Source organism: Undibacterium hunanense, assembly GCF_014284335.1.
Taxonomy (GTDB): Bacteria; Pseudomonadota; Gammaproteobacteria; order Burkholderiales; family Burkholderiaceae_D; genus Undibacterium; species Undibacterium hunanense.
Genome location: NZ_JACOGF010000011.1, coordinates 185,649 through 211,169 on the forward strand (window position 1 = coordinate 185,649; position 25,521 = coordinate 211,169).

Annotated in this window: 22 protein-coding genes; 21 read left to right on the forward strand and 1 reads right to left on the reverse strand. The window is 53.6% G+C overall.

Going from position 1 to position 25,521, the window contains the following annotated elements; translation table 11 throughout:
* Positions 1-31 precede the first annotated feature (31 nt).
* The 3 genes from pheT (at position 32) to H8L32_RS20285 (ending at position 3,290) form a co-directional block, all read left to right on the forward strand.
* Positions 32-2,458: a phenylalanine--tRNA ligase subunit beta gene (gene pheT / locus H8L32_RS20275; RefSeq protein WP_186949065.1), complete on the forward strand. Its 2,427-nt coding sequence runs from the start codon at positions 32-34 to the stop codon at positions 2,456-2,458.
* A 101-nt stretch (positions 2,459-2,559) separates the two neighbouring features.
* Positions 2,560-2,913 carry an integration host factor subunit alpha gene (locus tag H8L32_RS20280; RefSeq protein ID WP_456243413.1) on the forward strand — a complete coding sequence of 118 codons (354 nt, stop codon included), beginning with the start codon at positions 2,560-2,562 and terminating at the stop codon, positions 2,911-2,913.
* An 8-nt stretch (positions 2,914-2,921) separates the two neighbouring features.
* Complete coding sequence (locus H8L32_RS20285; protein ID WP_186949067.1) at positions 2,922-3,290, forward strand: MerR family transcriptional regulator; 369 nt, start codon at positions 2,922-2,924, stop codon at positions 3,288-3,290.
* A 142-nt stretch (positions 3,291-3,432) separates the two neighbouring features.
* Here the strand turns inward: H8L32_RS20285 and H8L32_RS20290 are convergent, their stop codons facing one another.
* Entirely contained in the window at positions 3,433-5,418 is a 1,986-nt protein-coding gene (locus H8L32_RS20290) for a methyl-accepting chemotaxis protein (RefSeq protein ID WP_186949068.1), read from the reverse strand.
* A 287-nt stretch (positions 5,419-5,705) separates the two neighbouring features.
* Here H8L32_RS20290 and H8L32_RS20295 point away from each other — a divergent pair, with 287 nt between their 5' ends.
* The 18 genes from H8L32_RS20295 to H8L32_RS20380 all read left to right on the forward strand — a co-directional run bounded on the left by H8L32_RS20295 (position 5,706) and on the right by H8L32_RS20380 (position 25,511).
* Positions 5,706-6,488: a CerR family C-terminal domain-containing protein gene (locus tag H8L32_RS20295; RefSeq protein WP_186949069.1), complete on the forward strand. Its 783-nt coding sequence runs from the start codon at positions 5,706-5,708 to the stop codon at positions 6,486-6,488.
* 8 nt (positions 6,489-6,496) lie between these two features.
* A complete protein-coding gene (locus H8L32_RS20300) occupies positions 6,497-7,996 on the forward strand; it encodes an efflux transporter outer membrane subunit (RefSeq protein ID WP_222619427.1) in 1,500 nt (499 codons plus the stop codon).
* 30 nt (positions 7,997-8,026) lie between these two features.
* Positions 8,027-9,277: an efflux RND transporter periplasmic adaptor subunit gene (locus H8L32_RS20305; RefSeq protein WP_186949070.1), complete on the forward strand. Its 1,251-nt coding sequence runs from the start codon at positions 8,027-8,029 to the stop codon at positions 9,275-9,277.
* Between the two features lie 9 nt (positions 9,278-9,286).
* Positions 9,287-12,436 (forward strand): efflux RND transporter permease subunit, encoded by a 3,150-nt coding sequence (locus tag H8L32_RS20310; RefSeq protein ID WP_186949071.1) that lies wholly within the window; start codon positions 9,287-9,289, stop codon positions 12,434-12,436.
* Positions 12,437-12,772: 336 nt separating this feature from the next.
* The gene (locus tag H8L32_RS20315; protein ID WP_186949072.1) at positions 12,773-13,537 is read left to right on the forward strand and encodes a beta-ketoacyl synthase chain length factor; all 765 of its coding nucleotides are present in this window, start codon (positions 12,773-12,775) and stop codon (positions 13,535-13,537) included.
* A complete protein-coding gene (locus H8L32_RS20320; RefSeq protein ID WP_186949073.1) occupies positions 13,530-14,303 on the forward strand; it encodes a lysophospholipid acyltransferase family protein in 774 nt (257 codons plus the stop codon). The genes H8L32_RS20315 and H8L32_RS20320 overlap by 8 nt, the downstream gene beginning before the upstream one ends.
* Positions 14,296-14,550 carry a phosphopantetheine-binding protein gene (locus tag H8L32_RS20325; protein WP_186949074.1) on the forward strand — a complete coding sequence of 85 codons (255 nt, stop codon included), beginning with the start codon at positions 14,296-14,298 and terminating at the stop codon, positions 14,548-14,550. Before H8L32_RS20320 ends, H8L32_RS20325 begins: the two co-directional genes overlap by 8 nt.
* Positions 14,551-14,578: 28 nt before the next feature.
* Positions 14,579-14,824, forward strand: a complete 246-nt coding sequence (locus H8L32_RS20330; protein WP_186949075.1) for an acyl carrier protein — start codon at positions 14,579-14,581, stop codon at positions 14,822-14,824.
* A gap of 29 nt (positions 14,825-14,853) precedes the next feature.
* Entirely contained in the window at positions 14,854-15,384 is a 531-nt protein-coding gene (locus H8L32_RS20335) for a COG4648 family protein (protein WP_329605206.1), read from the forward strand.
* Positions 15,377-17,119 (forward strand): AMP-binding protein, encoded by a 1,743-nt coding sequence (locus H8L32_RS20340; protein WP_186949076.1) that lies wholly within the window; start codon positions 15,377-15,379, stop codon positions 17,117-17,119. The genes H8L32_RS20335 and H8L32_RS20340 overlap by 8 nt, the downstream gene beginning before the upstream one ends.
* The gene (locus H8L32_RS20345) at positions 17,113-18,192 is read left to right on the forward strand and encodes a class I SAM-dependent methyltransferase (RefSeq protein WP_186949077.1); all 1,080 of its coding nucleotides are present in this window, start codon (positions 17,113-17,115) and stop codon (positions 18,190-18,192) included. The genes H8L32_RS20340 and H8L32_RS20345 overlap by 7 nt, the downstream gene beginning before the upstream one ends.
* Position 18,193: 1 nt before the next feature.
* Positions 18,194-18,940, forward strand: coding sequence for a glycosyltransferase family 2 protein (locus H8L32_RS20350; RefSeq protein WP_329605207.1), 747 nt, complete (start codon positions 18,194-18,196; stop codon positions 18,938-18,940).
* The gene (locus H8L32_RS20355) at positions 18,937-19,893 is read left to right on the forward strand and encodes an LpxL/LpxP family acyltransferase (RefSeq protein ID WP_186949078.1); all 957 of its coding nucleotides are present in this window, start codon (positions 18,937-18,939) and stop codon (positions 19,891-19,893) included. The genes H8L32_RS20350 and H8L32_RS20355 overlap by 4 nt, the downstream gene beginning before the upstream one ends.
* A complete protein-coding gene (locus H8L32_RS20360) occupies positions 19,880-21,463 on the forward strand; it encodes an HAL/PAL/TAL family ammonia-lyase (protein ID WP_186949079.1) in 1,584 nt (527 codons plus the stop codon). Before H8L32_RS20355 ends, H8L32_RS20360 begins: the two co-directional genes overlap by 14 nt.
* Positions 21,456-21,890 (forward strand): acyl-CoA thioesterase, encoded by a 435-nt coding sequence (locus tag H8L32_RS20365; RefSeq protein WP_186949080.1) that lies wholly within the window; start codon positions 21,456-21,458, stop codon positions 21,888-21,890. Before H8L32_RS20360 ends, H8L32_RS20365 begins: the two co-directional genes overlap by 8 nt.
* The gene (locus H8L32_RS20370) at positions 21,887-22,501 is read left to right on the forward strand and encodes a LolA family protein (RefSeq protein WP_186949081.1); all 615 of its coding nucleotides are present in this window, start codon (positions 21,887-21,889) and stop codon (positions 22,499-22,501) included. Before H8L32_RS20365 ends, H8L32_RS20370 begins: the two co-directional genes overlap by 4 nt.
* Positions 22,502-22,576: 75 nt before the next feature.
* On the forward strand, positions 22,577-24,970 hold the full coding sequence (locus H8L32_RS20375) for an MMPL family transporter (RefSeq protein WP_186949082.1): 2,394 nt from the start codon (positions 22,577-22,579) through the stop codon (positions 24,968-24,970).
* Positions 24,948-25,511: a DUF3261 domain-containing protein gene (locus tag H8L32_RS20380; RefSeq protein ID WP_186949083.1), complete on the forward strand. Its 564-nt coding sequence runs from the start codon at positions 24,948-24,950 to the stop codon at positions 25,509-25,511. The genes H8L32_RS20375 and H8L32_RS20380 overlap by 23 nt, the downstream gene beginning before the upstream one ends.
* Positions 25,512-25,521: the final 10 nt, after the last annotated feature.

A 25,521-nucleotide genomic window follows, 5' to 3' on the forward strand; every position in this document is an offset into this window, starting at 1 on the left:
CGCCCTGTATCCAACATTAGACGGCTGAATTATGCAATTTTCTGAAAACTGGCTACGTACCATGGTTGATCCGAAGATGACTTCGGATGAGTTGTCCCATCTGCTCACCATGTCGGGATTGGAAGTCGAAGAGGTGGAGCCGGTTGCTCCGCCATTTAACAATGTCGTGGTCGCGGAAATCCGCGAAATCGCCAAACATCCCGATGCCGACAAACTCAATGTCTGTCAGGTGGATGTAGGCACAGGCAGTCTCTTGAATATCGTCTGTGGCGCGCCGAATGTACGCGTAGGCATGAAAGTGCCATGCGCCATGGTCGGTGCCATTCTGCCACCTGGCGCAGACGGCAAACCATTTGAAATCAAGATAGGCAAGCTGCGCGGTGTCGAATCCTACGGCATGCTGTGCTCAGCCCGTGAATTGAAATTGTCGGAAGATCACGGTGGCCTGATGGACTTGCCATCTGACGCACCAGTGGGTCAGAATTTCCGTGATTACTATCAACTCAATGACCTGAAATTCACCATCAAGCTGACACCGAACAAGGCCGACTGCCTGTCCGTACTTGGCGTGGCGCGTGAAGTCTCGGCCCTGACTGGCACGCCCATGCAATTGCCGGAAGCGGTCGTGCTGCCGGTGACTTTGCAAGAAACTTTGCCTGTTAAAGTCAGTGCACCTGATCTGTGCGGTCGTTTTGCCGGTCGTGTTATCCGTGGCGTGAATGCCCGTGCCGCGACGCCAGAATGGATGAAACAAAGACTGGAACGTAGTGGTCAGCGTCCGATTTCTGCGCTGGTGGATATCTCCAACTATGTCATGCTGGAACTCGGCCGTCCATCGCATGTGTTTGATCTGGACAAAATCCACGGCAGCCTGGATGTGCGCTGGGGTAAGGCCGGTGAATCGCTGAAACTGCTGAACGGTAATACGGTAGAGGTGGATGACTGGGTTGGTGTGATTTCTGACGAAAAAGAAATTGAATCCCTGGCCGGTATCATGGGCGGTGATTCCACTGCAGTGAGCCTGGACACGCAAAATATTTATCTGGAAGCCGCTTTCTGGTGGCCACAGGCGATACAGGGCCGCGCCCGTCGCTTCAATTTCTCTACCGATGCAGCACATCGTTTTGAGCGTGGCGTCGACTTTGCGTCCATCGTCGAACACATTGAGCGTATCAGTGCCCTGATCGTTGAAATCTGTGGTGGTGCCAGCCAAGTCAAACTGGGCCCTGTCGATGACCAGATCATCAATCTGCCACAACGCCCACCAGTCAAGTTGCGTACTGCACGTGCCGTCAAGGTAATTGGTGTTGCGCTGGATGATGCAAAGATTGCTGATATTTTCACCCGTCTGGGTTTGCAATTCACCCAGCAACCAGGTGAATTCCTGGTGACGCCGCCATCCTATCGCTTCGATATTGAAATCGAAGAAGATCTGATCGAAGAAGTGGCGCGCGTGTATGGCTTTGAAAACATTCCTGCATTGCCGCCGGTGGCTGCCAATGCGATGCTGATCGCGCCAGAAAACCAGCGTTCGCTGTTTGCTGTGCGTCGTCTGGTTGCTGACCAGGATTATCAGGAAGTCGTCAATTACAGCTTTGTCGAAGAAGCCTGGGAGCTGGACTTTTCCGGCAATTCCCAGCCTGTTCGCCTGTTGAATCCGATTGCCAGCCAGATGAGTGTCATGCGTACCAGCATGATAGGCAGTCTGGTGGCGAATACGCGCTATAACCTGAACCGCAAGCTCAATCGCGTCCGTATTTTTGAAATCGGTGCCATTTATGTGCAGGATGCCAATGTGCAGGATGGCCCGCTGGAAGTCGCCGGTTATCAGCAGCCAAAACGCCTGGCCGCACTGGCTTATGGCCCGGTTGCCGAAGAGCAGTGGGGTCAGGAAAACCGCAATGTGGATTTCTTTGATGTCAAAGCCGATCTGGAGGCATTATTTGCACCAAAAACGCTGCGCTTCATCAAGCAGGAGCATGTTGCCCTGCATCCTGGCCGTAGCGCCGCAATAGAATGTGATGGCAAGCACATCGGTTATATTGGTGAATTGCATCCACGTCTGCAACAGAAATATGAATTGCCTTTGGCACCCGTATTGTTTGAAGTGGATGTCGTTGCATTGCAAAATGTGAATGTGCCGATGTACCAGGAAATCTCCAAATTCCAGGCGGTGACCCGTGATCTGGCACTTGTTGTCAAACAGGCAATAATGGTGCAAAATTTGCTAGACGTATTCCAGGCTGAAATTCGTCAGAATGAAGCATGCAAAATAGTGCAAGCCGTTGTTTTGTTTGATGAATATCGCGGCAAGGGTTTGGAAACTGATGAGAAAAGTCTTGCTTTCCGCTTTAGCTTGCAAGATACTCAAAGTACCCTGCAAGATGATAAAGTGGAAGCTGCCATGAATGCACTGGTGGCAGCCGCCGGTCAGCAATTTGCTGCCCGTCTGCGTTAAGTTTGCCTGAACCTGTTAGATTTACTTGGAAGAGTTTCAAAATGAATGACGTTATTTCCGCTGAATTTCAGTCGGTGCTGGATGCTGATTTGAATCGTGCGATGCTGGAAGCCAGGGCGCGCTCACAGGCGGAAAAAGAGTTGCCGACCTTGACCAAGGCAGAACTGGCCGAACTGCTGTTTGAGCATGTAGGCTTGAACAAGCGTGAAGCCAAGGACATGGTAGAAACTTTTTTTGATGAAATCCGTGATGCACTGGAAAGAGGCGAGGCCGTCAAGTTGTCCGGCTTTGGCAATTTCCAGTTGCGTGACAAGCCGCAACGTCCTGGTCGTAATCCCAAAACCGGGGAAGAAATTCCTATTACTGCTCGTCGTGTCGTTACTTTCCACGCCAGTCAGAAGCTCAAAGGCATGGTCGATGATGTCGGCAGTCAACCTCTGGCCCACGCTGCCTGATATTTTCCATGACAGAAATCAAGATTGAGTCTTTTGTGCTGCCGCCTATTCCGGCCAAGCGGTACTTTACGATAGGCGAAGTTGGTGAGCTATGTGGCGTCAAGCCGCATGTTCTGCGTTACTGGGAACAAGAATTTTCACAGCTTAAACCGGTAAAACGGCGTGGTAACCGCCGCTATTATCAACATCATGAGGTGTTGCTGATACGCCGTATCCGCGAATTATTATATGAGCAGGGCTTTACCATCAACGGCGCCAGAAACAAGCTGAACGTCAATGGCGGCCCGGCAGAAGTCGCCGTGCAAGAGGCCGAGCCAGTCAACCTGCATCAGATCAGAGACGAGTTATTGTCGATACTGACTTTGCTGAAAGTCTGATGCCGGCAGATATTGATCGATGAACTGATTAGTTAAGTTCAGCTTAGCTACACTCAGCTCGAAACAAAAAAACAAAACCACCGCAAGGTGGTTTTGTTTTTGGTGCTGCCGGTACTGGTCCTGTGCTGACTGAACTGATAGTTCATGCAGCCAGTTTGCGTGCGGCGGGTTTCGCTGGCAGATAGTCATGGGCGCTGCTGGCCAGATGCAGGTGCTGGCTTTCTGTGGTGGATGCCTGGGTCTTAAAGACGCTGACGGCAGCTCCCAGCAGGGCAGCTTGCTGTTCCAGTTTGATGGTTGATTCGCTGGCCTGTTCTACCAGGCAGGTATTGTCCTGGGTGATCTGGTCGATGTCAGCAATTGCCTGGTTGACGTGAGAAATACCCACGCTTTGGTCCTGGCTGGCTTGTGCAATCTGACGTATCAGTTCGGTCACCACGTCCACGTTTTCGGCAATATCCTGCATGGTTTTGCCCGCTGTATTGATCATGGTGCTGCCTGCTTCCACCGCTTTGCCGGATGCAGCGATCAGGGCCTTGATTTCTTTGGCAGCGCTGGTGCTGCGTTGCGCCAGATTTCTTACCTCGGCTGCCACGACGGCAAAGCCACGTCCTTCCTGGCCGGCGCGGGCGGCTTCCACTGCGGCATTCAGTGCCAGGATATTGGTCTGGAAGGCAATGCCATCCATGACACCAATAATCTCTGTAATTTTCCTGGAACTGGCGCTGACGGTTTGCATGGACAGGATGGTGCTGTCCATGACGCGCAAGCCTTGCTGCACTCTTTCGGCAGAGCTATGAATCAGACTGTTGGCCTGCGCCAGGTTACCTGCATTTTCCGTGATGGTGGCGGTCAGTTCATCAATGGCACTGGTAGTTTGTTGCAATGCTTCAGCCTGGCTTTCAGTGCGGCTGGCAAGATCTGTATTTTCATCGTGGATTTCCCTGGCAATTACATCCACCGTGAGAGCACCGTTACGGATATTGATCACCATGTCACACAAATCTTTGTTCATTGCACCGACTGCATTGATCAATGTGGCCAATTCATCCTTGCCCTTGCTATGCACACGGTTTTGCAGATTGCCGGCAGCAGTTTCGGCAATGGCCTGAGTCAGCAGTTTCAGGTCGCTGGTCAGTGCCAGATAAATAGCGATCAGGAAATAGGTGGCAATAATCAGCAGTGCAATGATACTGGCTGACATTTTCCATGAACGCTGGTTCACACGCGCTATCTCGGCATTCAGGTTCTGATTGATCAGTGTGGCGATGCCTGTTTCTGATTGCGTCAGTTTTTCTATTGTGCCCAGACCTGCCAGCAAAAAGGCATCACCGGAACTTTGATTGACTGAGGCCAGAACCTCATCCTGCGAACGTGTCAGGAATTTTTTTGCATCATCGATTTGCTGTTGTATGCCTGCCTGTGCCGCCGCGTATTGCGGTTCATGCTGGCTGATACCTTGCATGAGCTGAGCCAGACTGCTCAGTTCATGGCGCGCCAGCATATGCATGGAATTCAGCATGACATCTTCACCTGCTTCAAACAGCCCGCTGTCGATATAGGCGGCGCCGCGTCCTGCAATCACGGCCAGTTTTTCTTCGATCTGGGGCAGGGTACTGACGTAGGCATTCGCCAGTTGATGCGTTTTCAAATCACCGTCCAGTGTCAGCTTGGATGCGTAGGCGATAGCCGTAACTTCATTATCGATGAGCTGTATCAGTTTGCTGTGTTCAGCAAAACTCTCGGGTGCCTTGAAGCTGTTTAGCTTGGCCAGCATGGCTGTCCACTGCGCTTTAAGGGCATCCTTGTTGTCCAGTTGTTCCAGTGACTTATCGATTTTGCCCTGATTTTCAGCCAGCGCATTGCCAGTTTGTTTATTGCCTTGCAGGCGCATATGCTGCAAGGCGCGCTGTTTTTGCAGCAGTACGCGCAGCTTGCCTCGTTCTGCAATGGCCTTGATTGCAGTCTGCTTGGCTTCGACTTGTACGATATCGTTTCTCATGTCCTGAAACAGGAGAAACAGTACGACCAGTAAGGGTATGCCGAATGCCAGAGCGACAAAACTGAATTTGTGCGCGATCTTGAAGCTGCGCATCAGACGGATGGCGGGGGAGCTGAACAGGTTCACTTTTAGGCACCAATCATGGGAAATACAATTTTTGAGAGCCTAATCCGTCAATATGACTATGCCGTGACAGTTGGCTTGTCTTTTGGAAATATTCTGGCCGGGTTTTTGATGTGTGGCATGTTGAAAAGCTTATGGTTTTGACGATAAATCAAGCGCAAAGGTAATGGTGCGTGATGCCGGAACAGGATGCGGATATGTTTTTTGATGTGGCGGTGCAGATATAAAGGAAAGGTACATTTTCATGAGATAGTTAAATCAAACGTTTGATTTATGTTAGGATGCGTTTCATGAAAAAGTCCAGCCCCCCAAAAAAAGCCAGCCAAATCGCCAGCCAGGTAGCTAGTCAAACTGTCCGCCGGTCGGTCCGGCAGCCAGAATTACCTGCGCCATCTACCACCCATGGGGGCAAGCTGTTACGGGTGGACGGCATAGAGGCGCGTACCCGCCTGCTTGATAGTGCCCTGCAATTATTTGCCGAAAGAGGCTATGCCAAGACGTCTACACGCGAAATCGCCAGGGCGGCAGACGTGAATATATCTGCCATCAGTTATTACTTTGGTGATAAGGCGGGTTTGTACCATGCGGTGTTTAATGACCCACGCAGCAATCCCAATGTAGATCCGGCTATTTTTGAACAACCGGAAACGCAGTTGCGCGACATTTTGTCGGCGCTGATCTGTTCATTTACCGATTCCCTGAAGCAGGGAGAAATGGTGGACAAGTGCATGAAACTGCATTTCCGCGAAATGCTGGAACCCACTGGTTTATGGGTGGAAGAAATCGATACCATGATACGGCCAGCCCATCAGGGTTTGGTACGTTTATTGTGTCGCTATCTGGGTATCCAGCGTGCCGATGATGATGTGCACAGACTGGCTTTTTCCGTTACCGGCCTGGCAGTTTCCCTGATGGTGAGTCGTGATTTGATGCAGGTCATACGACCGGCACTGATCGCCAGGCCCAGGGCCATCGATGTCTATTCATCCCGTCTGGTCGATTACGCCATGGCCATGTGTGAAGACGAAAAACGGCGCCGACTTTTAGATTCTTCCGATAACTCAACTTCATAAGCAGCGATATGATTATTCGACGTTTGATACTTACTGCCGGCAGTGTTTCCCTGCTTGCTGCCTGTGCTACCACCAACACCGGTGTGGCGGGTATGGCGACCGTGCCAACACAATGGCAGGCGGCCTTGCCGGTAACTGAAAAAAATACTGAACTGCGGTCCTGGTGGCAGGCCCAGGGCGACGCTACCCTGGTGGAGTTGATTGATGCGGCGCAAGCAGTCAGCCCATCGATTGCGCAAGCCTGGTCACGCATAGAAACCGCCCGGGCAGCCAGGGTTGCCAGTGGTGCCGCCTTGCTGCCTTCGCTGGATGCGGTGGCAAATGTCAGCCGGGCAAAAAATCAGATCGGCGTTCCGGTCGCCAGCACGGCACAGGTGGGTTTGCAGACTTCGTGGGAACTCGATCTGTTCGGTGCCAATCGCGCCACCAATCAGGCAGCAGAGGCCGATCTGGAAGGCAGCAGGGCGCAATGGCATGATGCCCGCATATCGGTTGCGGCTGAAGTTGCTCAGCTATATTTTTCTGTACTGAGTTGCCGTCAGGTCGCTGATATTACCTGGCAGGACGCCCGGTCCAGAGCTGAAACTGCACGTTTGACCGAACTTAGTGCACAGGCCGGAATGACGTCCAATTCCACGGCCAGTCTGACACGTTCCAGTGCGGCTGAAGGAAATAGCCGCGCCATCCAGCAGGCGGCCCAGTGTGACCGCGACATAAAGGCACTGGTTGCCATGACTGCCAGGCCAGAGCAGGAACTGCGGCAAAAGCTGGATGTCGTCAGCCGTGATGCTGCGACAAAGAATTTGCTGCCGCTGGGCATCAGTACGGTACCGGCGCTAGTGTTGCAGCAGCGCCCTGATGTCTACGCAGCAGAAAAAGAAGTGAGCATGGCCAGTGCACAGATCGGTGCGGCCGAAGCACGTCGCTATCCCCGCCTGACACTGAGTGGGTCGATAGGCAGCATGCGTTACCGCACCATGGGTGTGGACAGCAGCATGGATACCTGGTCCATCGGTCCGCTGGCACTGACTTTACCCATCTTTGATGGTGGCCAGGCTGTGGCCAATGTCGATGCGGCAAAGGCACGCTATCTGGCAGCCAGCAGCAGTTACACCAGCAAGGTCAGACAGGCTGTGCGTGAAGTGGAAGAGGCACTGGTGAATCTGCAAAGTACTGATGCCCGGCGCCAGGATTCGGAACTGGCCGCACGCGGCTATACGCAGGCATTGCAGGCAACCACGGTACGCTACAACCAGGGCATGGCAAGTCTGCTGGAACTGGAAGATGCAAGGCGTACGGCGTTTGCCTCACAGTCGTCGCTAATCAGTCTGCAACTTGAAAGAAATAATGCCTGGATCGCATTATACAAGGCCCTGGGTGGCGGCTGGGACATGCAGCCCGGAGTCAACACCACGCCTGTTGCGCCGGTGATGCCATCTGCTGCATCTGCCACATCTGCTGCATCTACCCAATTTGCCCATGACAGTACCGCTAAACCAAATTCTTGAATTTAACGAATAATAGAAAGCTTCATTCATATGATCCCATTCATTTCACGCAAACCGGTTTCCCTGGGCTTGAGTCTGGCGGGTGTTATTGCTGTCGCTGCTGGCGGCTTGTGGATTTCTTCCACATCCGTTGCCGCAGATGCCACCTCAAAGTCAGCCAGTGCAAGTGCAGCCACATCGGCCACGCCAGCCAAGCCGGCACTGACAGTCACCACCATCAAGGCAGTGGCTGGCAACCTGGCCATCAGGCTGGCAGCCAATGGCAGTGTCGCTGCCTGGCAGGAAGCCCTGATAGGCTCAGAAGCCAATGGCCTGCGCATACAGGAACTGCATGCCAATATTGGTGACCAGGTGCAGCGCGGCCAGTTGCTGGTGAGTTTTTCCAGCGATACCGTGAAGGCTGATCTGGCCCAGGCTCAGGCCAGCCTTTCAGAGGCACAGGCCAACCTGGCAGATGCCGCCGCCAATGCTGACCGTACCCGTGCCCTGCAATCCAGTGGCGCATTGAGTGCACAGCAGGTCGGGCAATACCTGACTGCCGAGCAGACCGCCAAAGCCAGGGTGGAAGCCGCGAAAGCAAATGTCGATGCCCAGCAACTGCGCGTGAAAAACACCCGTGTGCTGGCACCAGACAGCGGCATCATCACCGCCCGTTCGGCAACTCTGGGTGCCGTGGTGGCGAATGGGGCTGAACTGTTCCGCATGATACGTCAGGGGCGTCTGGAATGGCGAGCCGAAGTCACGGCCAGTGAAATGGCCAGATTGACACCCGGCACCGAAGCCGTCGTCACCGCCCCCGGCGGCACACAATGGAAGGGCAAGGTCAGGGTAGTATCACCTGTTGTCGATGCACAGACCCGGATGGGCCTGGTGTACGTAGACTTGTTACCCACGGTCGCCACTGTATCTGGCAAATTATCGGGCAAATCGCAAGTGGCAGCGCAAACAGATGGGCAGGCATTCAAGCCCGGCATGTTTGCCAAAGGCGAATTCGTTATGGGCAGTTCACAGGCATTGACGATTCCCCAGCAGGCGGTCGTGGTGCGGGATGGCTTCAGCTACGCCTTCCGTCTGAATCCTGACGGTCGCGTGACCCAGATCAAATTGCAGACGGGCCGTCGCGTCAGTCTGCCGCAGGGCGATCAGGTTGAAGTGACCCAGGGGTTGAATGCCGACAGCATTATTGTCGCCAATGGTGCAGGCTTTCTGAATGATGGTGATGCGGTGAAGGTTGTGGCGGCTACTGCAACAGCTTCCAAGCCGGCAACCGTAAAAAATTAAGGGGCCAACGTGAATTTTTCATCCCTCTCAATCAAGAATCCCATTCCAGCCATCATGCTGTTTGTGTTGCTGACACTGGCCGGGATATTGTCGTTTCGCACGACCATCGTGCAAGATTTTCCGGATATAGAACTGCCTATTGTTACCGTCAGCGCACCCTTGTCCGGTGCCGCACCGGCACAATTGGAAACTGAAGTCGCCCGCAAGATAGAAGATGCAGTCGCGTCCTTGCAGGGCGTCAAAAACGTCTATACCAAGGTGCTGGACGGTGACGTTGAAGTAACGGTCGAATTTGTTCTGGAAAAAGTCATTTCTGATGCCGTCAATGAAGTACGTGATGCCGTGGCAACCGTACGGGCCGACCTGCCCAGCGAAATGCGTGACCCCACGGTGACCAAGGCATCGACAGCCGGCCGTGTCATCATGACGTATACCGTCGAAGCGACCGAACCTGACAAAAACAGTACTGTAGTGGCCGGTGAAAACAGTAAACCGGATGCACAGGACCTGAGCTGGTTTGTTGACAATACCGTGTCAAAACGACTGCGCAGCGTGCCAGGTGTAGGTGCTGTCAAGCGCATGGGCGGTGTGACCCGTGAAGTACGGGTAGAACTGGATACCGCCAAAATGGCAGCGCTGAATGTGGCAGCCGTGGATGTATCACGCCGCCTTAAACTGGTGCAGCAGGAAGCGCCGGGTGGCCGTGGTGACGTCAGTGGTGCCGAGCAATCGGTGCGTACCATTGCTACCGTCAAGACGGCAGCCGAACTGGCTACACTGGATATTCCCTTGCCGGACGGCCGTCATATACGGCTGGATCAGGTGGCAAGGGTGCTGGATACCGTCAGTGAGCCACGTTCTGCCGCAACGCTGGATGGCAAGCCTGTGGTCGGTTTTGAAGTCTTCCGTACCAAGGGCGCGAGTGAGGTTGATGTGGCCAGGGGTTCACGTGTTGCAGTCGAAGAATTGCAGGCCGCGCATCCGAACATGAAATTTCATCAGGCCATCGACAATGCCCAGCCTGTGGAAGAAAATTTCGATGGCTCCATGGATTTGTTGTATGAAGGTGCCTTGCTGGCCATTCTGGTGGTGTTCTGGTTCCTGCGCGACTGGCGTGCCACCCTGGTGGCGGCTGCGGCCCTGCCTTTGTCGGTGATCCCGACTTTCCTGGGATTGAAATATTTCGGCTATACCCTCAACACGGTGACCTTGCTGTCATTGGCGCTGGTAGTGGGGGTGCTGGTGGATGATGCGATTGTGGAAATTGAAAACATCGCCCGCCATTTGCACATGGGTAAAACACCGATGCAGGCAGCAATGGAAGCGGCCGATGAAATTGGTATGGCCGTCATTGCCACGACCTTTGCACTGGTTGCCGTATTTTTGCCAACTGCTTTTATGGGTGGTGTACCTGGCCTGTTCTTCAAGCAGTTTGGCTGGACGGCGGTGATTGCAATTCTGGCCTCGCTGGTGGTGGCGCGTTTGCTGACACCGATGATGGCTGCTTACATCATGAAGTCGCCAAAACCAGGCAAGGCCGGTGTCAATGCAGAAGGCGCGCATATTCAGAAAGACAGCTGGCTCATGACACGGTATATGAAAACCATGCAATGGTGCTTGCGTCATCGCTTGGTTACCATGATCGCTGCGACCGTGTTTTTTGTATGCTCGATTGCATTGGTCGGTTTGTTGCCTACTGGCTTCGTGCCATCGGCAGATCGTGCACAAACCCAGGTCAATATAGAACTGCCACCAGGCAGCACACTGGCAGAAACCCGTGCCACGGCAGAGCAGGCCAGGATCGCCATCATGCGCGACAAGAACATCATCAATGTATTCAGTTCCATTGGTGGTGGTTCCAGCGGTGATGCCTTTGCACCGGGGGCAGCGGCAGAAGCCCGGCGCGCAGTGTTGACCGTGACGGCAGTACACAGAAATAAACGCAAGGACTCCATCGGCGACATCGATGCCAAGATCCGCAATGAAGTAGCAGATATCTCGGGGGCAAAATTCACCGTAGGGCCGCCGGATACCGGCGTCAAAATGCAACTGGTCTTGCAGAGTGAAGATCCTTTGGCACTGGTCGAAGCCGCCCAGAAAGTTGAGCGGGAATTGCGTACCCTGAAAGGCATCGGCAATGTCAGTTCCAGTGCTTCGCTGGTACGCCCTGAAATTATCGTGCGTCCCGATTCGGCCCGGGCTGCCGATCTGGGTGTCACCGCTTCCAGCATAGGTGAAACCGTACGTGTGGCAACGGCGGGTGATTATGATCAATCCCTGCCCAAGCTGAACCTGTCACAACGTCAGGTACCCATCCGGGTGAAGTTGCCAGATAGTTTCAGGGCAGATCTGTCCGAGATAGAACGTCTGACCGTACCTGGCAAAAACGGCCCCGTCATGCTGGGCAGCGTAGCCAGTGTGACGATGGAATCCGGTCCGGCACAGATAGACAGGTTGAACCGCAAGCGGAATGTGACCCTGGATGTGGAGCTGGGTAACCGTCAACTGGGTGAAGTCAATGAAGAAGCACGTGCCTTACCCAGCATGAAAAACCTGCCGCCATCGGTCAGCATTGCTGAGCTGGGTGATGCGCAGGAAATGCAGGCCCTGTTCGCCAGCTTTGGCATTGCCATGCTGATTGGTGTGCTGTGTATTTATGGCGTACTGGTCTTGCTGTTCAAGGACTTCCTGCAGCCGGTGACCATCCTGGCCGCCTTGCCTTTGAGTATAGGTGGTGCTTTCGTGGCTTTGCTGGTTACCGGACGGGCCTTGTCCATGCCATCCATGATAGGTCTGATCATGCTCATGGGCATCGTCACCAAGAACTCTATCCTGCTGGTGGATTACGCTGTCATTGCAAGGGAAGCCGGCATGAGTCGTTTCGATGCCCTGGTGGATGCCTGTCACAAACGCAGCCGCCCCATTATCATGACTACCATCGCCATGGGTGCTGGCATGATGCCGCTGGCTCTGGGCTGGGGTGCTGACCCCAGCTTCCGTTCACCAATGGCGATTGCAGTGATAGGCGGCCTGATTACCTCAACCCTGTTGAGTTTGTTGGTGGTACCGGCCGTGTTTACCTACATCGATGATTTCGAACATTTATTGGGAAAAATCAGGCACTGGCTGAAAGGCAAGCCGGTCGCAGCAACATCGTGATGAATACCTGAATCAGGGACAAGACGCCGTTTCTTGATTCGGATTGTCCGGTGTAAAAAACAAAGGCCCGGGTGCATGCAGATGCACCCGGGCCTTTTACATTTCAATGCCGTATTTCAATTCAGGATGTAAATTGCATTTTGGAAATGCTTATTTTGTACTGAATTACCAAATTGTTAAAAGAAGTGCAAAAATTACGACGATTTAGACACATCAGATTGTGAGCTCTAATTGCGCTTTGTTATAATGCCAGCCTGATTTGTTACAAATTGTATAAAACTGATTTTTTGCGCTATCAGCGAACGGTGTGGTGTGCCTGAGTGGAAAATAAAAATAATGCGTGAAAATGGGGTTCGTTTTTCTATTGCAAGTCATGCTGCCTGGGCCCCGGGAGTCGATACGCCAGATGCCTGGAAAGAATGGGCAAAAGCGCCTTTTGCTTTTGTGGGAAATGCCGAACCAGCTGTGGCTGCGATGCCGCCGATGTTGCGCCGCCGTGCCGGATCCCTTGGCAAGATGGCACTGGAAGTGGCCTATCAATGCCTGGATGGGCGTACCAATATTCCCACTGTGTTTTGTTCGCGTCATGGCGAAGTGACGCGTGCCATTGATTTGCTGACGGAACTGGTGCAGGAGCAATCCGTGTCACCGACCGGTTTTGGTCTGGCAGTACACAATGCAAGTGCCGGTTTGTTTTCGATTGCGCGTAAAGATCAGGCGAATCATATTGCCCTGGCCGCAGGTGACAGCACGGTAGAACATGCCGTGATTGAGGCATGTGGTTTGTTGGCAGATGGCGAGCCCATGGTATTGCTGGTCGCTTACGATCAGCCCTTGCCTGATCTCATGAAGCAGTTTCAGGATGCGGATGAACAGCCATATGCATGGGCATGGCTGATGGTGCCGGCACAAGATGATGTCATCCGCTTGAGATGCGAAAGCGTTACAGGCAGGCAGGAAGACAATATGGATGCTGAAGTGCTGGCAACTGCGGGGGCAATGCCATCCGGCTTGCAGGCATGGCGTTTTGTATGCGGTGCCCAGACGAAGTTGATCCGGCAGGCTGGAAACCGCAGCTGGATCTGGTCGCGAGATGTTTGATCATCTGGATCGTTATTGGCGTATCGTTGCCACAGGCATCAGCTTCACGGCCTTCGGCATAGGTGGTGTAGTGCTGTGGGCTGTGGTATTTCCGACCTTGTATCTTCTGGTATGGCAACAGGAACGACGCCGGACGATGGCACGCCATATCATACGCTGGACGTTTCGCGGTTTTGTTGGTCTGATGCGCCTGCTGGGTGTATTGCGTTATGAATTAATAGGGCTGGAAAAGCTGGAGCGTGGTGGCTTGCTAATACTGGCGAATCATCCTACCTTGATTGATACCGTGTTTTTAATGGCATTTGTCAAACACGCTGACTGTATAGTAAAAGGGCGGTTGCGGAATAATGTATTTACCCGTGGGCCGGTCAGGGCCGCAGCGTATATCAGTAATGAACATGGGCAAGATTTGCTGGAAGCATGTATTGCTTCCTTGCGGGCGGGAAATAACCTGATCATTTTTCCCGAAGGTACACGTACCCCGGCGGATGGTGTTATCAGTCTCAAGCGTGGTGCTGCCAATATCGCTGTACGTGGCGTGCGTGCGGTCACACCGGTATTGATACGTTGCGAGCCACCCACCCTGGGTAAAGGGGAAAAGTGGTGGCAGGTACCACGCAGGTTGGCGCAGTTCAGAATAGAAGTAAGGGATGATATTCCGATACAGGGTTTTATCGACGCCGGTCAATCGGACGTCATGGCGGCACGTCATCTGACGGACCACCTGCAACATTATTTTACCGAGGAAAATCAACGTCATGCTTGAACAAGAAGTAAAAGAACTGATTATCGAAGTGCTGCAACTGGAAGACATCACAGCAGCCGACATAGATAGCAATGCACCTTTGTTTGTAGAAGGCCTGGGGCTGGATTCCATTGATGCACTCGAGCTGGGTGTGGCTTTGCAAAAACGCTACGGTATTTCGCTGTCTGCTGATTCAGAAGACACGCGTCGCCATTTCGCATCAGTCAGCGCACTTGCTGCACTGATTGAAACACATAGAAAGAAGTAAGGGGCAGGCAATGGTTGTGGTAAGTGCAATGAGCAAAGATGAATTGTTTGTGTGGGTAGTTGATCTGCTGGCCGAGATGTTTGAGCTGGACAAATCTTCATTGACACTGGAATCGAATCTATACGCAGATCTGGATATAGACAGCATTGATGCTGTCGATCTGGCCGTCAAGCTGAAACAAATGACAGGCCTGCGTTTGCAACCCGAAGTGTTCAAGAAGATTCGCACTATCGGGGATGTCGTGGAAGCCTTGGGCAATCTCACTGCGGAGTAATCAGCATCTTTCGCCGAATACTGGCCGCAGTGGCGGTCGTCCTTACAATACTTTATCCGCTGGTGATCTGGTTGGGTCAGGGGCAGGTAGAGCCGCGCTGGATGGCTGCCATATTGTTGCTGGCGGCTGCCACAAGAATCCCCAGCTTCAAACTCAGTCAGATCGCCCGCTGGTCCATGTTTGCGGCCCTGGCGCTGGCTGCATGCGCAGTCTGGGCGAATGCCCTGTTGCCGCTTAAATTATATCCAGTTCTGGTCAATGCCGTATTGCTGGCCGTGTTTGGTTTCAGCCTGGCTGTTCCACCTTCCATGGTCGAACGCTTTGCCCGCTTGCGCGAGCCGGATTTACCACCCGCGGCAGTGGCTTATACAAGGCGCGTGACCCAGGTCTGGTGCGTGTTTTTCATATTCAATGGGGCCATCGCCCTGGGCACAGCCTTGTGGGCATCGGCCGAGGTATGGTCACTGTATACCGGCGTCATTGCCTATATTCTCATGGGATTGTTGTTCGGTCTCGAATATCTGGTACGTCTGCGGTTCAAGCGCTTGCATCATGTCTGAATTTTTCTCTGATCCCTGCCTGGCGGTGGCATCCCGTCCGGCTGATACCGTCATCGGCTTGCGTGCCGGTTCTGTGGCTTTATCTCATTCCGCTTTCATGCAGCGCATAGGTGCGTGGTCACATGCCTTCCAGCACCTGCCTGGCAGACAACTTGCCTTGTATCTGAACAACAGCCTGGAATTTGCAGCAGCCTTGCTGGCCGCATGGCAGTGCGGTAAAACCGTATGGCTGAATGCCGATACCCTGAGCAGCAGTTGCATGGCAATGGCGAAATCTGTTGATGCCTTTGCCGGTGATTTTCCTGCCGAATTTCAGCCTGTGCAAGCCAGTACTGCTTCTGTTCAGATACCGGTGCTGACCCGGATGGACCCCGATTTCCCAGGGCTGGTGGTACATACCTCAGGCAGTACCGGACAGGCGCAGGCAGTACCCAAAAAAATATCGCAACTGACCAGCGAAGTAGCCAGCCTGGAAGAAGTATTTGGCGCGCGGCTGGGCAATGCCGTAGTGCTGGCGACCGTCTCGCATCAACATATCTATGGTTTACTGTTCAGGATTTTGTGGCCTCTGGCTGCAGGTCGTGCCATTCATACAGACAGTCTGAGCTTTCCTGAACAATTGCAGCAACTGGCCGGACAGGCTGATTGTGTATTGATCGCCAGCCCGGCTCACCTGAAACGTTTGCCTGAACATCTGGACTGGCAGGCTGCCAGGCAACATCTACGTGCCGTGTTTTCATCCGGCGGACCATTGACAGCAGAAATCGCATTTTCAGTTGGCAAATTATTGGGACAAGTCCCTTTGGAAGTGTATGGCAGCTCTGAAACTGGCGGCATTGCCTGGCGTCAGCGCAAGCCGGGCAATATCGATACCTGGCAAGCCTTGCCCAGGGTGGCATGGCGCATACATCAGGACGATGGCTTGCTGGAAGTACGTTCACCCCATTTGATGCAGGATGCCTGGCTGCGTTTGACCGACCGCGGACAGATGACCGAAGACGGCCACCTGCTGTTGCTGGGACGCAGCGACCGTATTGTCAAAATTGAAGAAAAAAGAATTTCGCTGGACGCCATGGAGCAGGCTTTGCTGAACTCTGAGCTGGTGAGTGAAGTACGTATCCTGGTCGATGAAGAAGTCGCTGGACAACGACAGAAGTTGACAGCCTTTGTGGTTCCCACGGCACAAGGACATACCTTGCTGGCGACGGCAGATAAACATGCGTTCAACCAGCGTCTGCGTACTTTGTTGTCAGGCGTTGTCGATGCCATCGCATTGCCACGTCGCTGGCGTTACCTGGACCAGATGCCAGTCAATGCCCAGGGCAAGACTACACATGCGCAATTGCTGGCCCTGATCAATGAAAACCAGGACCAGCGACCACGCCTTCCAGTGGTACAGATGCATGAACAGGAAGCGACGCGTGTAGTGCTGGAGCTGACAGTACCGGCATCACTGTTTTATTTCGATGGCCATTTTCCGATCGCTCCGGTATTGCCTGGCGTGGTACAGGTTGACTGGGCCATTTTATATGCGCGTCAGTATTTTGATTTACCGGCCATTTTTATCTCCATTCATGCACTCAAATTTCAGCAGGTGATACGTGCTGAAACCCCTGTCATGCTGGAAATGATTCATGACCTGCATAAAGGCAGTTTGCAATTCCGTTATTTTTCCGACGCCGGGCAACACGCCAGTGGTCGCATCTTATTCACCAACGAAAAGACCGCATGCTAGATAAAAAATTCTCACCGGAACGCCAGAGTGCTTTTGCTGCCCGTTTTGAAGCGCAGAAGATCGCCTTTGGCCCCGTCGTGTTCCAATGCGTTCGCTATGCCTGGAAGCGCGGCATGTTGCAAGCCTTGTCAGATACTGGTGGTACGGGCCTGACAATTGCTGAACTGGCCGCTACCGGGCGCTGGACTGAATATGTACTGAAGGTCGTGCTGGAAACCTGTCTGTCGGCTGGTGTCGTGTATCTGAGTGCGGGGCGCTATGTCATCGATAAAACCGGCTACTGCGTACTGACCGATGCGATTACCCAGATCAATCTCGATTTCAATCATGATGTTTGTTACGAAGGTTTGTTCCGGCTGGATGAATCCCTGGATCAGGAAAAACCATTGGGCCTGACTGCACTGGGCGACTGGCCTACGCTGTATCAGGGGCTGTCGCAATTGCCAGAACCTGCCAAAACCAGCTGGTTTGCGTTTGATCATCATTATTCGGATACCTCATTCCCGGATATTTTGCCCGATGTATTTGCCACGGCACCGCGCCGCCTGATGGACATTGGTGCAAATACCGGTAAATTCAGTTGCGCTGCGCTGGCCTATAACCCATCGGTGGAAATGCATCTGGTTGACCTGCCAAAGCAATTGACGGTTGCCGAAGAAAACCTGCGCAAGGCTGGCGTAGTGGAGCGTGCGCATTTTCACCCGGTGGATTTGCTGGATGCCGAAATGGCACTGCCGGCGAACATGGATATGATCTGGATGAGTCAGTTTCTCAGTTGTTTTTCCGAACCGGCCATCGCCAGTATCCTGCAGCGCGCTGCAGCAGCGCTCAGCCCTCAGGGGCAGTTGCTGATCATGGATACTTTCTGGGACAGGCAACGTTATGATATCGCCGCCTTTTGCCTGATCAATACCTCGCCGTATTTCACGTCCATGGCCAGCGGCAACAGCAAGATTTACGAAAGCAATGACTATATACGCCTGGCAGAAGCTGCAGGCCTGCAATTGCTGACCACCCGTGACGATATTGGTTACTGCCATTCACTGCTGCGGTTTACGAGGGCAGGGCAGTAAAGTGTTCAAACCCTGCGTATTGATCCCTGTCTACAATCATGAACATGCCATTACTGCGGTAGTGCATGCCGTCCTGGCGCAGGATGTAGATTGCATACTGGTCGATGACGGCTGTTCGCCTGCCTGTGCCACGGTGCTGAATGAACTGCATGCAGCTATTCCGGCGCGGGTCAGCCTGTTGCGTCATGCCAGTAATCAGGGTAAGGGGGCGGCGGTGATGACAGGGTTTGTCCATGCGGCAGAGGCTGGCTATACTCACCTGTTGCAGGTGGATGCCGATGGCCAGCATTGCATCACCGATATTCCACGCTTTCTTGAACAGGCACAGGCCCACCCGCAGGCTATCGTGGTTGGCTATCCTGTCTACGATGAATCAGTTCCGGCGCTGCGCCTGTATGCCCGTTACCTGACCCATGTCTGGGTATGGATCAATACCCTGTCGTTTGCGATTCGTGATTCCATGTGCGGCTTCAGGGTCTATCCTATAGCTCCTGTACTGGCGCTGATGGCAAAGCAGACGCTGGGCAAGCGCATGAATTTTGATACCGATATCCTGGTCCGGCTGTATTGGGAAGGGGCCGACATCATCAATCTGCCTACCAGGGTCGCATATCCGACAGATGGTGTTTCGCACTTCCGTGTCTGGCTGGACAATGTGCTGATCACCAAAATGCATACTCAATTATTCTTTGGCATGTTGTGGCGTTTGCCGCGTTTGCTGTTGCGTAACTGGCGGGGCCGCTCATGACAAAACAGACTGCCACCGGCAGGCATTGGGCCAGCATGAATGAAGTCAGCTTTGTAGCTGGCATGCGCCTGTTGTTCTGGATTTTTCGTTACTTTGGACGCTGGCCATTCCGCATCGTCCTGTACCCGGTATTGCTGTGGTATGTATTACTGCACGCGGCACCACGCCGTGCATCGCTGGATTATTTGCGACGCATACATGCTTACCGTGCGGTACGGCAAGGCTGGCTGGGGGTATTCTGGCATTTTGGTGCGTTTGCCGAAAGCATACTGGATAAAATGTTGCTCTGGGGCGGCTTGTTCAAGACTGAGCAGGTGCAGTATCACGGGCAAGAACAGATGCATGCGCAGTTGCTTACCCGGCGCGGTGCCGTCTTGATATGCTCGCATCAGGGTAATCTGGAAATGTGCCGGGTATTGTCCCGTGATTTTCCGGATGTAAAGTTGACCATACTCGTGCACACCAAACATGCCCAGGCATTCAATCGCATGCTGGGCCAGCTTGATCCTCACAGTCAGATGGACTTGTTGCAAGTGACTGAAATGACACCTGCTACCGCCATGCTGCTGGCAGAAAAAATTGCAGAGGGCGGTTTCGTCGTCATTGCCGGTGACCGTATACCGGTGGCACCTCAGCCCAGAGTCGCTTGCGCAAAATTTCTTGGCCAGGATGCCGCTTTCCCGGTAGGCCCGTATGTACTTGCCAGTATTTTGCAATGCCCGGTGTATTTATTGTTTTCCCTGCAGATGGATGGCGTGCCGCAAGTACGCTTCGAGTTGCTGCGCGAATCAGTCAGACTGCCCCGCAAGGCGCGCGACGAATTGTTGCAGGAACTGATTGCTGCCTACGCCGCACGACTGGAACATTATTGTGTGCAGGCGCCTTTGCAATGGTTTAATTTTTACGATTTTTGGCATATACCTCATTTGGAACAAACAGATGCATCCCGCTGATCCAACCATCTCAACTATATCAACTATCTCCGGCAGCAAACCGCGTGTCATTGCATTTGACCGCAACAGGTTGCGTATAGAAGATATTGTAGCTATTGCGCAGGGTAAAGCGCAGGCAGTCTTGTCGGCTGACCCTGCCTTTCGGGCAGCGATTGCACGCGGTGCCGATTTCCTGGATCGCCTGTTGCGTGAAGATGGCACCATTTATGGCGTCACCACGGGTTATGGCGATTCCTGCACGGTCACGGTGCCGGCAGATCTGGTAGTGGAATTGCCGCATCATCTGTACACCTATCATGGTTGTGGCCTGGGTGAATACCTGACTCCGGCACAGACCCGCGCAGTGATGGCAACGCGTCTGGCTTCGCTATCGAAAGGTTTCTCGGGCGTCAGTGTGGAATTGCTGGTGCAGATCGCCAGTTTGCTTGAACACGACTTGTTGCCCCTGATCCCATCCGAAGGTTCGGTGGGGGCCAGTGGCGATCTGACTCCCTTGTCTTATCTGGCCGCCGTCCTGTGCGGTGAACGCGAAGTCTGGCGCAAGGGCGAGCATGTAGCGGCTGCACAGGCACTGAGTGACGCTGGCATCACTCCTTTGCGTCTGCGCCCGAAAGAAGGCCTGGCCATCATGAATGGTACTGCTGTCATGACAGCGCTGGCCTGCCTGGCCTATGACCGCGCCGCTTACCTGACGCAATTGACGACACGTATCACTGCGCTGGCTTCTTTCGCGCTGGATGGCAATGCCCATCATTTTGATGAAGTGCTGTTTTCAGTCAAGCCACATGCAGGCATGCAGGGCGTGGCAGCATGGCTGCGCCATGATTTACCGGCAGGGCAGGTCGAACGCAATGGCAAGCGTTTGCAAGACCGTTATTCGATACGCTGCGCGCCTCATGTCATCGGTGTGCTGGCCGACGCCTTGCCATTTTTCCGGCAATCCATAGAAAACGAATTGAACAGTGCCAATGACAATCCCATCATTGATGCCGAGAATGAACGTGTACTGCATGGCGGCCATTTTTATGGCGGTCATATTGCATTTGCCATGGATGGCATGAAGAATGCCGTCGCCAATCTGGCGGACCTGCTTGACAGGCAAATGGCTCTGCTGGTAGACAGCCGTTACAACCAGGGCTTGCCTGCCAACCTGTCTGGCGTGCAGGGACCACGGGCGGCCATCAATCATGGTCTCAAGGCTTTGCAGATCAGTGCTTCTGCCTGGACGGCAGAGGCCTTGAAGCTGACCATGCCGGCCTCGGTGTTTTCACGCTCTACCGAATGCCATAACCAGGACAAGGTCAGCATGGGTACGATAGCCGCCAGGGATTGCCTGCGCGTGCTGGAACTGACCGAACAAGTGGTTGCTGCCTTGCTCATTACCGTGCGCCAGGGTGTGTGGCTGCGCCTGCAACTGCATCCTGAATTATCACTTTCACCGGCATTGGCAAAGATGATGGACGTACTGGCCACAGATATCGCCCCGATACAGGAAGACCGTCGTCTGGAGCCTGATTTACGCCTGATGCTGGAACGCATGCGTCAGCAGGAATGGAGTCTGTATGCGTAAGAATGCCGCCCCCAGCCGCTGGTCTGCCGAAGTCGAGATGCAGGTACAGTTTTTTGACCTGGACCCGATGGAAATAGTCTGGCACGGCAACTATGTCAAATACCTGGAGGTGGCGCGTTGTGCGCTGCTGGACAGTATCCAGTATAACTATGTGCAGATGAAGGAATCGGGCTATGCGTGGCCGGTGATAGACATGCAGTTGCGCTATGTTGCCCCCGCCAGCTTTGGGCAGAAACTGAAGCTGCGTGCCGACATCGTGGAATGGGAAAATCGCTTGAAGATCGATTACCTGATCACCGATGCTGCCAGTGGAAAACGCCTGACCCGCGCCAGCACCACACAAGTCGCGGTAGAAATAAGTAGTGGTGAAATGTGTTTTGTTTCGCCATCCGTGTTATTCGAAAAATTGGGAGTGACCCCGGTATGAAACGCATACTTTCCAGCCTGTTTGTGCTGATGGCTGTGGTGCTGACGGTTAATGCCGGTGCCACCTCGGCACTGACCACAAAAATCCAGAATACCCTGGCCAAACCTGCTGTCCTGTGCGGTCGCTTTGATCAGACCAAGCAATTGGTGGGTATGAAAAAGCCGCTGGCTTCAAATGGCCGGTTTTGCGTGATCAATGGCAAGGGCGTATTGTGGCGCACCTTGCAGCCTTTCCCGAATACCTTGCGGTTGACGCGCGATGAAATTGTTCACATGCAGGGTGACCGCGTTGCCATGCGGCTGGATGCGCAAAAAGAACCCACCGTGCGCATGATCAACAGTGTACTTTTTTCTCTGCTGTCTGGTGATCTGGGCAAGCTGGAATCGTTGTTTGAGGTCGATGGCACTGCCGATGCCGGTAGCTGGAAAGTCAGTCTCAAGGCACGCGAAGCAGCGCTGGCCAAGGCCATAGGGCAGATCAGTCTGGATGGTGCAGCATATGTAAAGAACATCCATATCGATGAAGCCAGTGGCGACCGTACTGCCATCATCTTTTCTGATATCAAAACCGGTGAAACGGCAATCACTGCTGAAGAACTGGCAATGTTTTGATGCACCGGTACCAGACAGAGTAACAGGATAACAGGATGCTGCTTTTGCTAAAGCCTCAAAACCAATTGGGATGGAATGGATAAAGTCTTGAAAAACCGGCGTAGCCTGGCCACCGTCCTGGCAATTGCTTGGGCTCTGGTGGTGTGCCTGCTATTGGCACATAACGCCTATTTGTGGCTGGGCAAACGCATCACGCCCGACACCGACATCCTGGCTTTGTTGCCGGTGCAGGAACGCGACCCGGTACTACAGCAATCCTTTGCACATATGGTCGACACCGCCCAGCAAAGGGTGGTGGTATTGATCGGTGCACCTGACTGGGAACAGGCAAAACGCGCTGCGCAGGCCTATAACGCAGTGATCGCCACGCGTACCGATCTGTTGACATCAACTACCATCAATGAACAGACTCAAAGCGACTGGCTGGCAGCTTTTCAAAAGAACAGTCTGGGTTTGCTGACTGCGCAGCAAGAGCAGCAATTGCGCACGCAACCGGCACAATTCTGGACCGATACAGCGCTGGTCAAAATGTATGGCGCTTTTTCCGGCCCCAAGCTGGGTTCTTTTCAGGATGATCCCTTTGGTCTTTTCAGTGGCTGGGTACAGGAGAGGGCGCAGGAAACGCCGGTGAGGCCGCGTGATGGCATGCTGTTTGTTGCCGATGCAGAAAATCAGTATGTGTTGCTGCCCATGAGCCTGAAACCAGCGGCATTTTCATTGACCGCACAGGAAGCTGTGCTGCCATTGCTGACCAGGGCTGCTGACGCAGCAAGGCAGGCAACGCCAGGCTTGCAGATCATCAGCGCTGGTGTGGTACTACATGCCGCAGCCGCAGGGCAGCAGGCTAATTCTGAAGTATCGACCATTGGCGTTGGCTCCCTGGCCGGTATCATTTTACTGATGTGGTTCAGTTTCCGTTCACTGAAACCTATCCTGCTGATCCTGATGTCGATAGGCATAGGTTTTCTGGGGGCGATGTCCGTATGCTGGCTGCTGTTTGGCGGTATCCATTTGCTGACATTGGTATTTGGTGCCAGCCTGATTGGTGTGGCACAGGATTATGGTATTTACTTTTTATGTAACCGCCTGAATGCCGATGCTGAACTCGATTCCCATCAATTGCTGAAGCGCTTGCTGCCTGGCCTGGGCCTGACTTTGCTGGCGGCTGTGATCGGTTACCTGGGCCTGGGTCTGACACCATTCCCCGGCTTGCGGCATATGGCAGCATTTTCTGCCCTGGGCCTGATATTCGCCTGGTTGACCGTGGTGTGCTGGTTTCCGCACTTGGCACGTGGCGGTAGTTTAAAAAGTGGCAAGCTGGTGGCCTGGTACAGTGCAGCGCTATGGCATTGGCCGCGTCTGACCATGAAACGCTATAGCATAGGCTTGCTGGTGACATTTTCAATGCTGGTGCTGTTTGCCTGTTCCAGACTGGGTGCGAACGACGATATCAGGCTCTTGCAAACGCCACCAAAACAGCTGGTGGCAGACCAGATCAAGCTTGGTAAATTGCTGGATGCACCGACACCAGTGCAGTATTTCCTGGTGCGTGGTGCGTCGGCAGAAATGGTGTTGCAGCGCGAAGAAATCCTGAAGCGCAAGCTGGAGGCTATGATAGAGAAACACACTATCTCCGGCTATCAGGCGCTGTCCAACTGGGTGCCTTCTGCACAGACACAGGTTGCACGGCGTCAGTTGATAGAAGAAAAACTGCTGGCCGATGGTGGCCCTCTGTCGCAACTGGCTATCAAGGTGGATGAAGAGGCGAGCTGGGCGGCCGGTATCCGTACGCATTTACTGCAGCCTTCTGAAGGCATGAGCGTAAACAGTTTCCTGAAAACTGCCGCAGGCGAACCCTGGCGCCACCTGTGGCTGGGCCGTATTGGTAATGAATATGCCAGCATTGTCGCCCTGCGTGGTTTGAATTACACCAACGGCGGTCTGACATCCCTGCAACACACTGCCGATGGTCTGGATGGTGTGCAGTGGGTGGATAAAGTCAGTGAAATTTCTTCGGTATTGGGGCGTTATCGAGTCTATATGGGCTGGGTAGTCTGTGCCGCCTATGTGCTGGTGTTTGCGCTGTTGTGGCCACGCTATCGCCGTCATGCGTGGCGCGTATTGGCACCGACCATGGTCGCCAGCCTGACCACGCTGGCACTGTTTGGACTGACCGGACAAAGCCTGCAATTATTCCATGTGCTGGCGCTGATGCTGCTGCTGGGTGTAGGGGTTGACTATGGCATCTTCATGCAGGAACACGCAGACCGACGCAATGCCACACCCTGGCTGGCGGTGGGTTTGTCAGCAGCGAATACCATTTTGTCTTTCGGTTTGCTGGGCCTGAGCCGCACCCCTGCATTGCAGGCATTTGGACTGACCATGCTCATCGGTACCAGCCTGGTCTGGCTGATCGTACCGTGTTTTACTTCTTCAGAAAGCCATCATGCGCCACCTGTTCAATCGTAAAATCGTCGGGCTATCCGTGTTACTGATGCTGGCCATACTGTCTGGCTGTGCCAGCGCGCCACCTGTGGCCAAGCAGGCCCGCCTGGGCTTGAAATTGGTACCTGCCAGTCTGGGTGAAAACTTCAGCGTGCAGCAACATCTTAAGGTGGAACGCAATGGCCGCATCGATGAACTGGATGCCGCACTGGAAGTGGATGCCGGGCAACTGGAACTGGTAGGTCTGGCTTTTGGTCAGCGTGTGTTAAGTCTCAGCTATGATGGCAAGGAACTCAAATCCTGGCGTCACATGATGCTGCCGGCACAGGTCAGGGCCGAAGATGTGCTGGAAGATATGCAATTGAGTTTGTGGCCAGTACAGGCGATTGCCCAGGCGCTGCCGGCAGGCTGGCGTATTGAAGACCAGGGTTTGCGCCGGACACTGTATCTGGATAATGAACTGGTGACCAGCATAGACTACAGCCGCATGCCGCGCTGGAGCGGCACGGTTGTCCTGAACAATCTGCGTTATCACTATCGCCTGACCATACAGTCGGCACCTTGAAGCTATTTTA

Excerpts from the sequence above, each read along its gene's own strand:
- pheT (WP_186949065.1), top strand. The coding sequence starts at position 32 with ATGCAATTTTCTGAAAACTGGCTACGTACCATGGTTGATCCGAAGATG.
- H8L32_RS20280 (WP_456243413.1), top strand. The coding sequence starts at position 2,560 with ATGCTGGAAGCCAGGGCGCGCTCACAGGCGGAAAAAGAGTTGCCGACC.
- H8L32_RS20285 (WP_186949067.1), top strand. The coding sequence starts at position 2,922 with ATGACAGAAATCAAGATTGAGTCTTTTGTGCTGCCGCCTATTCCGGCC.
- H8L32_RS20295 (WP_186949069.1), top strand. The coding sequence starts at position 5,706 with ATGAAAAAGTCCAGCCCCCCAAAAAAAGCCAGCCAAATCGCCAGCCAG.
- H8L32_RS20300 (WP_222619427.1), top strand. The coding sequence starts at position 6,497 with ATGATTATTCGACGTTTGATACTTACTGCCGGCAGTGTTTCCCTGCTT.
- H8L32_RS20305 (WP_186949070.1), top strand. The coding sequence starts at position 8,027 with ATGATCCCATTCATTTCACGCAAACCGGTTTCCCTGGGCTTGAGTCTG.
- H8L32_RS20315 (WP_186949072.1), top strand. The coding sequence starts at position 12,773 with ATGCGTGAAAATGGGGTTCGTTTTTCTATTGCAAGTCATGCTGCCTGG.
- H8L32_RS20320 (WP_186949073.1), top strand. The coding sequence starts at position 13,530 with ATGTTTGATCATCTGGATCGTTATTGGCGTATCGTTGCCACAGGCATC.
- H8L32_RS20325 (WP_186949074.1), top strand. The coding sequence starts at position 14,296 with ATGCTTGAACAAGAAGTAAAAGAACTGATTATCGAAGTGCTGCAACTG.
- H8L32_RS20330 (WP_186949075.1), top strand. The coding sequence starts at position 14,579 with ATGAGCAAAGATGAATTGTTTGTGTGGGTAGTTGATCTGCTGGCCGAG.
- H8L32_RS20340 (WP_186949076.1), top strand. The coding sequence starts at position 15,377 with ATGTCTGAATTTTTCTCTGATCCCTGCCTGGCGGTGGCATCCCGTCCG.
- H8L32_RS20345 (WP_186949077.1), top strand. The coding sequence starts at position 17,113 with ATGCTAGATAAAAAATTCTCACCGGAACGCCAGAGTGCTTTTGCTGCC.
- H8L32_RS20355 (WP_186949078.1), top strand. The coding sequence starts at position 18,937 with ATGACAAAACAGACTGCCACCGGCAGGCATTGGGCCAGCATGAATGAA.
- H8L32_RS20360 (WP_186949079.1), top strand. The coding sequence starts at position 19,880 with ATGCATCCCGCTGATCCAACCATCTCAACTATATCAACTATCTCCGGC.
- H8L32_RS20365 (WP_186949080.1), top strand. The coding sequence starts at position 21,456 with ATGCGTAAGAATGCCGCCCCCAGCCGCTGGTCTGCCGAAGTCGAGATG.
- H8L32_RS20370 (WP_186949081.1), top strand. The coding sequence starts at position 21,887 with ATGAAACGCATACTTTCCAGCCTGTTTGTGCTGATGGCTGTGGTGCTG.
- H8L32_RS20375 (WP_186949082.1), top strand. The coding sequence starts at position 22,577 with ATGGATAAAGTCTTGAAAAACCGGCGTAGCCTGGCCACCGTCCTGGCA.
- H8L32_RS20380 (WP_186949083.1), top strand. The coding sequence starts at position 24,948 with ATGCGCCACCTGTTCAATCGTAAAATCGTCGGGCTATCCGTGTTACTG.